The sequence below is a fragment of the Cytobacillus sp. GQ23 genome (assembly GCF_059758675.1).
This window is the reverse complement of record NZ_JCAXER010000017.1, coordinates 117,183-127,549: the sequence shown is the minus strand read 5'-3', so window position 1 is coordinate 127,549 and position 10,367 is coordinate 117,183. Positions and strand designations below refer to the sequence as shown.

The window sequence follows — 10,367 nt, the reverse complement described above, 5'->3', positions numbered from 1 at the left end:
GGACCTAAATAGGTCCTTTTTTAATGCTTGGCGATAGTTTTGGATATGGCTTCCTGATTGTTATCTAATAGATTGTGATTGGTTCTATCACTCCCCGCTTCCTGACATACAAAATAGTAAGTGATTACGAAGAGGCTCTCATACAGGAGGAGAACTATACAAAACGGCGGGTGTATGCGATGTTTGAACTGGTGTTTTTAACGTTAACGATTCTATTCTTTCTTGGAAATATGGTGACTATCGGCGTCCCTTTTGTCTTGATGGAATGGCTAGATAAACGAATGGCTGAATGGAAAGCTGTCGCCATTTAGCTTAGGATAAAACACAAACAGCATTTAACAAGCCTGTCCATTAAAAAAGACAAATGAAACTGTGGAAGACTGGCAACCCATACATAATAGGAAGTGCATAGAAATTTGTTAAGAATTCTGTAATATATGCATAAGGATTCGGTTAGAATTGAACCTTATATTTATTCTGAAGAGGTTTTCGTTTTTATTATTAAAAGCAGGGGTGACAGGATGTCGATAAAAAAACGATTGATATTATCGAATATAGGGATGGTACTGCTCCCTGTTTTATTATTTTTACTGCTGGAAATAATTATTGGATATGTATTGTTTTATCCTGTAAAAGGATCAGTCGATCACGAGGATCTCGAATTCTTCCGGTCGATCCGGATTTATCTGCTGGTCGGGGTGCTGGTTTTGACCAATGGCGTCCTGACTTTCCTTGTTTCGAAAAGCATCATTGCCCCTCTTCTCCGGCTGAAGAACGCGGCAAATGATATCAGCAGAGGAAATCTGGATACCCAAATAGAAGTTACCGGGAGAAAGGATGAACTGAACGAGCTGGCGATCGCCTTTGAGATGATGCGCGAAAGGCTTAAGGAGGCCGATGCCATGCAAAAGCAGTATGAAGAAAATCAGAAGGAATTGATTGCGAGCATTTCCCATGATTTAAAAACCCCTTTAACAAGCATTAAGGGTTATATCAGGGGGATATCAGATGGAGTGGCGAATACGCCGGAAAAGTTGGCGCGGTATTTGGGCACGATTGAAAAAAAGACGGATGATATGGAAGCCTTGATTTCGGAGCTTTTATTGTATTCCAAGCTTGATTTGCCGAATGTTCCTTACCATTTGAGGGTGATGGATTTAGCATCCTATTTTGATGATTATCTCGAGGAGCTCCGGTTTAACCTGGCGGGACAGCCAGTCAACCTTTGTCTTGAATGCGAGCCCAATCATTCATATCGGGTGCAGGCAGACAGGGAGAAATTAAATCGTGTTATTGGAAATATTGTGCAGAACAGCTTGAAATATATGAAGGAAGGCAAAAAGGAATTAGTCGTCAGACTGTCTTCGGAAGAGGAGTACGTGACGGTTGAAATCCAGGACAATGGTACCGGCGTCTCACCGGTTGAGCTGCCTCATTTATTTGACCGCTTTTACCGGACGGATATCTCCAGGAATTCTGCCACAGGCGGCAGCGGTCTGGGTCTCGCCATTGTAAAAAAGATCATTGAAGGCCACGGGGGGACCGTTTGGGCAAGTGGAGGAGACGGGCAGGGGCTTAGTATATGTTTTACGTTGAAAAAGGGGGAAGCTGATTGGAAAAAATCTTGATTATCGAGGATGAGCTTAGTATTGCTGAGCTCGAAAGGGATTACCTGGAATTGAACCAGTATGAGGCCGATATTGCGGCAACCGGTCAGGAAGGCCTGGAGCGCTTAAAAGCAAACACCTATCGGCTGGTTTTACTTGACCTGATGCTTCCGGATATGGATGGCTATGAGGTTTGCGGGAAAATCAGGGAATTCTCAGAGATTCCCATTATCATGGTGACAGCCAAAAATGAGGACATTGATATGATTCGGGGCTTAGGCAGAGGAGCCGATGATTATATTGCCAAGCCTTTTAATCCCAATCAATTGATTGCCAGGGTAAAGGCACATATAGCCAGATACGACCGGCTGATTTCAAGCGGTCCCAGCAAGGGTGAAGACCTCAGGATAGGGGATTTGCTGATTCAGCCGGGTACACGGAAAGTATTTGCAGGCAGTCAAGAAAAAATCCTTACCGCCAAAGAGTTTGACCTTCTGCAGTTCATGGCATCCTCTCCGAACCAGGTCTTCAGTAAAGAGCATTTGCTCGAGCAGGTGTGGGGCTTTGATTTCTATGGGGATGTCACAACCGTGACAGTTCATATCAGAAGACTGCGGGAAAAAATTGAAAAAGACCCATCTGAACCGGATTATATTGAGACGGTTTGGGGTGTGGGGTATCGGTTTAAACGGTAAGAGCGTATAGATTTCTATGCGTTCTTTTTTTATTTTTGGATTTAATAATTCTGTAAGAAATTGATAAGAGTGCTGTTAGAACCTCTCCGTAGAATGGGTTTTGTAAAGGAAACAAGAGAGGGGAAACTGACAATGCCAAAAAGAACACTGGCTGAAAATAGTTATATAGGATTGGGTTTGGTTTATCTGGGCTGCCTGCTGGTTCAATTTTTGCTTGCTGGGATGTCGATCTTTGGAGATCCGTCCAAGTGGGCTGCCCATAAAATGTTTGTTCATTTGTTTGGCTATGCCATTCCGGTGCTGATGATGCTGTCTGCGCTGGCAGGAGGATTTTTCAAGCGGATCTATAAGGAAATGACGATCGTTTTCCTGCTGCTGTTTGTCATGTACTTTACGGCGAACATGGGGTGGAGGATCAGCTGGCTGGGCGCTTTTCATCCAATTGCCGGGATTGTGTTTCTGGGGGCAGGTGCTGCAGCAGTTCGTAAGGTTCTAAAGGGGACTTACAGGAATGAGAACCCCGTTAAAGCTTCTGCAGGAAAGGAAAGAGGGCTCCTGATTTGGGCATTGGGCGGTGCCGCCGGCGGATTTACAGCTGGAATCCTATTTTCAAATGTAATCGCCATCGTTGGACTGATTTTAGTGGATAAGCCTATTGGCATCAAATTTCTGCCGATTTATATGGCTGCCTGTTCAGCGGTGATACTGCCCGCCTGGCAGTATAAAAAGGGGGAGGAAAAATAATGAAGCAAAAATTAACGTATTTCTTTATGGTTTCCTATTTATGGATTACCTTTATTACGCTGGGGGCTTTTGTACTGGAGGTATTCATGGTGTATCCGAATATTTTTCATAACATGCCGGAATCGCTGGAGGTTTCGATGGATTTTATGAAGGCTGCAAGCCCCCATACCTTCTTCCCGCCGCTTGGATTTGCGAGCTGGGTCACTGGTGCCGGTGCGCTGATTCTGGTGTGGAAGCAAAAGTCTGCCCGCCGCTGGGTTCTGGGAAGCATTCTTGTCATGATTCTTTTAGGGCTCATCTCCATGGTATTTGAATGGCCGAGAAATGAAATTATGTTTATTGAAGGGCAGAGTGTTCATTCTGCAGCATTTCTGAAACAGACAGCAAGGGAGTTTCTGATGATCAATTGGATCAGAGTAGCTTGCAGCACGATTGGTGCGGTTATGGTGTTTGTGGGATTTCTAAAGTTTTATAAGATAGATTTGCAGGAAAGAGAGTAGGCAAATGAAAAGGGGCAGCCGGAACTGTCCCTTTTTAATCATTTATTTCTCCGCACATAGCTTATATTTACGGAGACTCCAGCTTTTCCTAACTATGAAACTATCTATTATACAAATTACTCCTAAATTATGAAAATATTGGGTACAATTGAGGTAGTCCAACAAAATTCGTCAAAAAAGGAGATGCTAACATGTTGAAAAATGCTGGAATAATGGGGGTAGGGAGCTATTTGCCGCCTCGGGTAGTGACTAATGATTTTTTCAATGAAAAGTGCGGCATTTCTGGCAGATCCATTGAAAAAATGACAGGCATCAAGGAAAGAAGATTTACGATTCCAGGCATTGATATGGTAGACATGGCGTGTAAAGCAGGGGAAGCAGCCTTGGAGAATGCGAATACAGATGCATCCGAAATTGATTTTGTTATTCTCTCCACTATTACACAGGAACGCATCTATCCCTCTATTGCCTGTCAGGTTCAAAGCCGCCTCGGCATCCCGACCACAGCTGGAGCCTATGATATGAGTGTAGGCTGCGCTGGGTTTGTATTAGCTCTGCTGAATGGCTTTCAGTATGTACAGACCGGCTTTGCGAAAAAAGTGCTGGTCATTGGTGTAGATGAATGTTCCCGTAATATGGTATTAGAAAACAAGAATGAAAGAAAGGTTAATATTCTGTTTGGCGACGGAGCGGGCGCTGCGATTGTCGGGAAAGTGTCAGAAGGCTTTGGCTTATTATCTTCAACAGCAGGTTCTGATGGATCCGGGTCTGAATATATGAGAGAAGACAAAAATCACAGGCCGTCAATGGATGGCGAGGCCATATTTCAATTTGCTTCGACCTACATTCCAAGTATTGTAAAAGACGTCTTGCAAAAGGCCAATTTAACTCTCAATGACTTAGATTATCTGGTTCCACATCAGGCAAACCTTCGCATTATTGAAAAAGCGGTACATAATCTTGAATTCCCAATTGGGAAGGTAGCCACCCATGCCGTCCAGTACTACGGAAACACTTCTTCTGCCAGTGTGGCACTCGCTCTTGCTGATGAAGTGGAGACGGGACGGATTAAAACCGGAGACCATGTTGTCCTGGCGGGTTTTGGATCAGGTTTGGCTTGGGCAGCAGCGCTGATCAGGTGGGGGAGATAAGGAGTTCGGTCTTGCTGAAGGAAGCTGTGGGCATGGAGGAGAGATGGAAACCATCACCAATCTTTTCTGCTGCTAGAATTAATACAGCCCGTCTTAAGGTCATTCTCTTTTCCTCACATGGAGGAGACTTTAATAAAAATGACAGGATCTATTTGATAGTGGGATATCCGGCATTACAGAAGCAGGCATACTGGGAGATCCAAGACAGGCAAAAGCAGAAGGGGGTGAATACTTCTTAGATCTTCTATCAGATGAAATTGTAAAAGCATTCCATAAGGATTTGTCGATATGAAAGATTGCTATACCTGATTCTGCAACTTTTGAGGAGCTGAAGTAAGGAAGCCTGCGAACATCAAGGTCTTATTTGTAAAATAGCCAAGCTAACACCATAAAACTTTTTGAAGGGAAAGTTCCCACTGTCCCTTTGCAATTTGAAAAAGAGGACACAAAAGAGTGTCCTCCATAGTTTATTTCCCCGCACCAGGGCCAACACGGCGTGTAACTGTATCCTTTTTGGCAGGATCGGTTTCAGAGGTGCTTGTAAATGTAAGGTTTGTCGGTACCGGCTTGGTTTTTGGGATTTTTACATAAACTGGAACATCTACTGTTGCACCGGCTGGCACCTCAATCACATTATGCTCCAGCATGAGCTCCCAGCCAGCTTCTGTCTTGGCATTAAGGCGGATAAGATCCGCAGCATTTCCTGTATTGGTTACCTTGAAGTAATAGGCTGCTACTTTGCCTGGAGCAGCAAATTGGACTTTGCTTTTTTCAGCTGAGACGCCTCTTGTGGCCGGTCCAGATTCATCCATATGACGGACGGCAACTCGATAGGAGAGTGCTCCTTCATGATCTATCTTTTTATTTAAAATGTAAAAGTGAAGACGGTTATGCTCGTCCTTATATTCGCTGACAACGCCTTCATCGGTTCCGGCTTTAAAGAGAGAATCCGAAAGCTGCCTGTAATCCCCTTTTGAATACATGGCTTCTGTTCCGTCAGGGCGTTTAAAGTCAACCTTGTTAATGTCCTCTGCGTGAGAGTCGATTACCCAGATGTTTGGTGCGGCTTCCGTATTTTTGGTTTTAGCCAGTAGAACCCCGGAATCTGGAGTGAACGAATCGAATCCTACACGGTCCACTACTTCTACCGTATAGTTGTTATACCACTTTTCCCCGCGCTGCATATCAGCACGCCAGTCGTCCTCAAGTGAATTTTTCGGAGTCAGATCTTCCATGCTGATGTTGATGCCATGAAGGGCATTGCGGCCAAACTCTTCACCGGCCGGTACCGCGCGTGCCAGGATATCGGTAAACACAGGTCCGGTTTCAGCCAATTCCTCACGGCTGATGTTCAAGTACTGGTCTTCCGATAAGAAGCCTTGCTTGATTTTGTTCCGGAGCATGTGATGCGCCGGAGCTGACCCTCCCAGAGTAGGGAGTACCATCCAGCGTGTATGAGGCCCTGCAGGCCCATTAAAGCTTCCCCGGCTCATTAATTCCCAGGGACCGGAATAGGAGCGGGAAACAGGCTTTCCATATGGATTGTTGTAGTTATCTCCCAATTTCATAATATGGCCGAATTCATGGGCGAAGGTACCCATTCCGTCATTTTCACCTTGAATGGAAACCCCGTTGCTGGCACTGGACCAGATGCTTTTCGCAGCAAGCCAAGAAGTCCAAGGAACATAGCGGGTATTGGCGGAATTCGGGAATCCTTCAAAAGGAGGTCCGAATTCCTTTGCTACATCTTCTGCTGTCTGGAACATCATTTCCCCAAACTCCTGCCAGACGCCTGACTCATCATATCCGGCATGCAGGATGAAGGTGAAATCGTAATGTTTGCCTGAAGCGGCGATATCTGCTTGCGCCTTTTCCATTGCTTCAGCTCTTAAATTTTTTGCCTGATATTCTCCCGGCATATTGGATTGCTGTCCAAATTCGTTCAGTCCATACTGGAATTCATTGTGGTCCATCCGGTAGGTTCCAAATGAATCAAGTTCAACAGCCCATTTGCCATACGAATTTTCTCTCCAATATTCATTAATCGTCCGATGGTTATTCAGTGGCTGCGGTTTGTTCAGGAAATCTACCCAGAACTGGCCGATTTCATCCCGCGGGATATTACCGGTCCCAATAGGGTTGCCTGCCACTTCAGATCCTTCCGGCTGACTTAGAATAAACTCCCGGTCAGGAAAATCGACAATGACAAGTGCTCCCCTTAATACTCTCTCAGGCTTAATATCAGCCGTGCGCCAGTCAATTCCCGGAATCGGCCGGTAATCTTCCCAGGTCATATCCTCAGGAAGCTCCCAGGACTGCATATCTGCAGGTTCCGGGAAGTCTTCGAGACCCGGTTTTTCTGCATAAGCCGCAGAAGAAATGGACATTAAAAGCAATGTAACAAATAAGATTAAAGACTTTTTCAATTGCCTCAACTTATTTCGCCTCCCTTAATTCTAGTATTCTGGTAAATTATACAATTTTGTTTCGTGAATAAAAATATAAAATATTTAAAATATTCAAAATGGTGCAGGAGAACTAAGACTAGATGCCTGTAATATACTAAAGGTAGAGAGCAGCGATAGTATAAATTTGGTATATTTAGAGGAGGAGAGCTATCTGCGCGGGGAGGTACATATGAAATTAAATATCTTTATTTCAATGACAGGGGATGACATGTTAGAAGGAATAGATCAACTTCATGGGAGCATATTCGGCGATTCTGAAGGGTTAGCCGTCAAAATGAAAACCAAACCTGATTTGCTGGTGCTGACTGCTATGGATGGGGAAAAAGTGATTGGGTATAAAATGGGATACCGCCTGAATGAGGATACCTTTTATAGTTGGCTAGGCGGAGTGGATCCTCAATACAGGCGAAATGGTATTGCTTCTAAGTTAATGGAAAAGCAGCATGAACACTTAACAGAAATGGGGTATAAGATGGTCCGGACGAAGACGATGAACAAATGGAGAGGGATGCTGATTCTGAATCTTAAGCATAGATTCGATGTTATCGAAACCTGCACCGATGAAAAAGGAATACATAAGATCGTGCTGGAGAAAAGGTTACCAATGTAAGGCTGCTGAAAAAGGCAGCCTTTCTTTATTTGTTCATGAAATATACCATAATTACCGGAAAAATATACATTCACCCTGTCCTTTTAGGGCTCAACTATATATGTATACATATGAAAGGGTTGCGATTCTCGAATCTGCCAATCCGAATGTAGCAGAATTCGAGAATATAAATTGTGGAGGGATGTATATGAGTTCACTTTTGGTAAATGAAAAGCCTATTTTAATACTTCCGTCATTGGCGGAAAAGCTGGGACTGAATGAGGCGGTGCTCCTTCAGCAGATTCATTATTGGCTTGTGAGGAGCAGGCATCTAAAAGAAGGGCGCAAATGGATTTACAATACCTATAAAGACTGGAAAAAGCAGATGCCATTCTGGTCTCATGCGACGATCGGACGTACCATTCGTTCCCTTGAGGAGAGAGGATACTTGGTATCTGCGAATTTTAATGCCAGTAAAATGGATAAGACCAAATGGTACACAATTGATTATCAAAAACTGGCTGAATGGGAAGAATCACTTGGCATGGAACATCGAGAATCACAGTCTGAAGAACTGAATATAACAGATTGCGACTCCGAAGATGACAATGTGCAGCAACCAATACCAGAGATTACTACAGAGACTACAACAGAGAAAAAAGATATCCCTTATGCTGCGGTTATCGAATACCTGAACAGCCAAACCCAATCAGCTTACCGGACAGGCTCGAAGAAGACGAAGAATCTGATCCGGGCACGATGGCTGGAGGGATTCAGGCTGGAGGATTTTAAAAAAGTGATCGACCTGAAGGCAGAGGAATGGCTGCATGACCCGTATTGGCGGAAGTTCCTGAGGCCGGAGACGCTGTTTGGCACCCGTTTTGAATCGTACCTGAATCAAAAGCCTCTTACAAAGCAGCTGCGGGAGGAGGATTTCAACCTTGATGACTAAACGGGAGACGTATACGCTGCTGGCGCTAATTGCCGTTTATTACGAGCAGTTTGAGGTGAATCAGCAGAAAATTGATTATTGGCACGAGTTGCTGCATCCTTATGAGATTGAAGAACTGCAGCTGAATTTGTATCGTCATGTGGAGGAGTCCCCATATTCACCGAAGATTTCGGATCTGGTGCGGAAACCTATGGCTGTATCCAGAGCCATTCCGGATTGCCGGGATACGGCCCTTATTGTGCCGACATCCTGGAAGCCGGCAAGGGAGGAAGTGGTTCAGGCGGAGCTAGCGAAAATGCGGGAGATTCTGGGGATAGCCAGAGGTGAAGTCTGATGCTGGGGTATGGGCTATACAGTCAGGAGGCAGAAGAGGCGGCGGTGGGGGCACTGTTCTTGGAGGATGGGCTGATCAAAGATTGTAAGCTGCGGCCGGAACACTTTTATTTATCGAGATTAAAGCGGCTGATGACGATTATCCTGCAGCTTGATGCGAAGGGGAAGCCGGTTGATGTGATTTCAGTTGTGGAAGAAGCGGGCCACCACAATCTTGAGAGCATTGGGGGAATCGGCTATATTACCGAGATTGCGGGAAGTGTGCCGACTGCAGCGAACTTTACATTTTATCAGGATACCGTTTTTGAATATTACCAAAAGCGCAAAGCTGTTGAGATTGCGGGGCGGATTCAGGAGAGTGCGCAGACCGGAGACATATCCTGTACTTTGAGGGATGGCATTCAGGATCTTATGCAGATTGAGGATCTTGTTGGTGATGATGACCTGGGGGATGTTGTGCCTTCTTTGGTCGAGCTTTACGGGGAAGCTGAGAAGGATCTTGGCGAAATGACCGGGATTCCGTCAGGTTTTAGGAGTCTGGACAAGCTGACCGGAGGATTCCAGGAGTCTGATTTGATTATTGTTGGAGCGCGCCCCAGTGTTGGGAAAACAGCCTTTGCTCTGAACATGGCCATGAACGCAGCTGATCAGAATACGGCCCTTATTTTTTCACTGGAGATGTCCAAAAAGCAGCTCCTGAAAAGGATGATCAGCTGTAAAGGAGAAATCAGCTCGATAAAACTCCGGAATCCGAAGCGTTATTTCGGTGAGGGAGACTGGACTCAATTTTCCAGTGTGATGGGGTCATTCGGTGAGGTGAATCTGCATATTTTTGACCGGGCGGGAATGAATATTGGATACATCTGGTCCAAGGTCAGAAAAGCACGCCGGGAGTACGGAGAGGGGAAACGGATGCTGGTGGTGATTGATTATCTGCAGCTGATTTCGGGGGATCCGGGGCATCAGAACCGTCAGGCGGAAATCAGCGAAATCAGCCGGAAGCTGAAGACGATGGCCAGGGAATTGAATGTAGCGGTAATTGCCTTGTCGTAGCTGAGCCGGGGCGTGGAAAGCAGGCAGGACAAGCGGCCGATGCTATCAGATTTGCGTGAGAGCGGGCAGATTGAGCAGGATGCAGACTTGATTGCGTTTTTATACCGTGATGATTATTACGATAAGGACTCCGACCGTAAGGATACGATAGAGATTATCCTCGCCAAACAGCGGAATGGGCCGATTGGGACAGTTCGGCTGGCGTTTATGAAGGAGATTGGGAAGTTTGGGGAGCTGCAGCAGGGGAGTTAGGGGGAGTAGTCGGGTGGAATAGA

The 10,367-nt window shown here is 45.4% G+C and carries 11 protein-coding genes and 1 pseudogene; 11 read left to right on the top strand and 1 reads right to left on the bottom strand.

Going from position 1 to position 10,367, the window contains the following annotated elements:
* Positions 1-74 precede the first annotated feature (74 nt).
* From AC6CHU_RS15690 to AC6CHU_RS15660, 7 genes are all read left to right on the top strand, one after another.
* A complete protein-coding gene (locus AC6CHU_RS15690) occupies positions 75-311 on the top strand; it encodes a hypothetical protein (RefSeq protein WP_498122254.1) in 237 nt (78 codons plus the stop codon).
* 210 nt (positions 312-521) lie between these two features.
* The gene (locus AC6CHU_RS15685) at positions 522-1,628 is read left to right on the top strand and encodes a sensor histidine kinase (protein ID WP_498122252.1); all 1,107 of its coding nucleotides are present in this window, start codon (positions 522-524) and stop codon (positions 1,626-1,628) included.
* Positions 1,613-2,302 carry a winged helix-turn-helix domain-containing protein gene (locus AC6CHU_RS15680; RefSeq protein ID WP_159862225.1) on the top strand — a complete coding sequence of 230 codons (690 nt, stop codon included), beginning with the start codon at positions 1,613-1,615 and terminating at the stop codon, positions 2,300-2,302. Before AC6CHU_RS15685 ends, AC6CHU_RS15680 begins: the two co-directional genes overlap by 16 nt.
* 132 nt (positions 2,303-2,434) lie before the next feature.
* Positions 2,435-3,046, top strand: coding sequence for a DUF5957 family protein (locus tag AC6CHU_RS15675; protein WP_236566105.1), 612 nt, complete (start codon positions 2,435-2,437; stop codon positions 3,044-3,046).
* A complete protein-coding gene (locus AC6CHU_RS15670) occupies positions 3,046-3,546 on the top strand; it encodes an anthrone oxygenase family protein (RefSeq protein ID WP_159862223.1) in 501 nt (166 codons plus the stop codon). The genes AC6CHU_RS15675 and AC6CHU_RS15670 overlap by 1 nt, the downstream gene beginning before the upstream one ends.
* Before the next feature lie 191 nt (positions 3,547-3,737).
* The gene (locus AC6CHU_RS15665; protein ID WP_159862222.1) at positions 3,738-4,697 is read left to right on the top strand and encodes a 3-oxoacyl-ACP synthase III family protein; all 960 of its coding nucleotides are present in this window, start codon (positions 3,738-3,740) and stop codon (positions 4,695-4,697) included.
* Between the two features lie 11 nt (positions 4,698-4,708).
* Positions 4,709-4,936, top strand: coding sequence for a hypothetical protein (locus tag AC6CHU_RS15660; protein WP_159862221.1), 228 nt, complete (start codon positions 4,709-4,711; stop codon positions 4,934-4,936).
* Between the two features lie 228 nt (positions 4,937-5,164).
* Here AC6CHU_RS15660 and AC6CHU_RS15655 read toward each other — a convergent pair whose 3' ends face one another.
* Complete coding sequence (locus AC6CHU_RS15655; RefSeq protein ID WP_159862220.1) at positions 5,165-7,132, bottom strand: M6 family metalloprotease domain-containing protein; 1,968 nt, start codon at positions 7,130-7,132, stop codon at positions 5,165-5,167.
* Positions 7,133-7,334: 202 nt separating this feature from the next.
* On the opposite strand from AC6CHU_RS15655, the gene AC6CHU_RS15650 reads away from it, so the two are divergent.
* The 4 genes and pseudogenes from AC6CHU_RS15650 (at position 7,335) to dnaB (ending at position 10,344) form a co-directional block, all read left to right on the top strand.
* Positions 7,335-7,775, top strand: a complete 441-nt coding sequence (locus tag AC6CHU_RS15650) for a GNAT family N-acetyltransferase (RefSeq protein WP_159862219.1) — start codon at positions 7,335-7,337, stop codon at positions 7,773-7,775.
* Between the two features lie 187 nt (positions 7,776-7,962).
* Positions 7,963-8,706: a conserved phage C-terminal domain-containing protein gene (locus AC6CHU_RS15645; protein ID WP_159862218.1), complete on the top strand. Its 744-nt coding sequence runs from the start codon at positions 7,963-7,965 to the stop codon at positions 8,704-8,706.
* Positions 8,699-9,040, top strand: coding sequence for a replicative helicase loader/inhibitor (locus AC6CHU_RS15640; RefSeq protein ID WP_159862438.1), 342 nt, complete (start codon positions 8,699-8,701; stop codon positions 9,038-9,040). The genes AC6CHU_RS15645 and AC6CHU_RS15640 overlap by 8 nt, the downstream gene beginning before the upstream one ends.
* Positions 9,040-10,344, top strand: a pseudogene (gene dnaB, locus AC6CHU_RS15635) (replicative DNA helicase). Before AC6CHU_RS15640 ends, dnaB begins: the two are co-directional and overlap by 1 nt.
* Positions 10,345-10,367 lie beyond the last annotated feature (23 nt).

Excerpts from the sequence above, each read along its gene's own strand:
- AC6CHU_RS15650 (WP_159862219.1), top strand. The coding sequence starts at position 7,335 with ATGAAATTAAATATCTTTATTTCAATGACAGGGGATGACATGTTAGAA.
- AC6CHU_RS15675 (WP_236566105.1), top strand. The coding sequence starts at position 2,435 with ATGCCAAAAAGAACACTGGCTGAAAATAGTTATATAGGATTGGGTTTG.
- AC6CHU_RS15665 (WP_159862222.1), top strand. The coding sequence starts at position 3,738 with ATGTTGAAAAATGCTGGAATAATGGGGGTAGGGAGCTATTTGCCGCCT.
- AC6CHU_RS15685 (WP_498122252.1), top strand. The coding sequence starts at position 522 with ATGTCGATAAAAAAACGATTGATATTATCGAATATAGGGATGGTACTG.
- AC6CHU_RS15645 (WP_159862218.1), top strand. The coding sequence starts at position 7,963 with ATGAGTTCACTTTTGGTAAATGAAAAGCCTATTTTAATACTTCCGTCA.
- AC6CHU_RS15640 (WP_159862438.1), top strand. The coding sequence starts at position 8,699 with ATGACTAAACGGGAGACGTATACGCTGCTGGCGCTAATTGCCGTTTAT.
- AC6CHU_RS15670 (WP_159862223.1), top strand. The coding sequence starts at position 3,046 with ATGAAGCAAAAATTAACGTATTTCTTTATGGTTTCCTATTTATGGATT.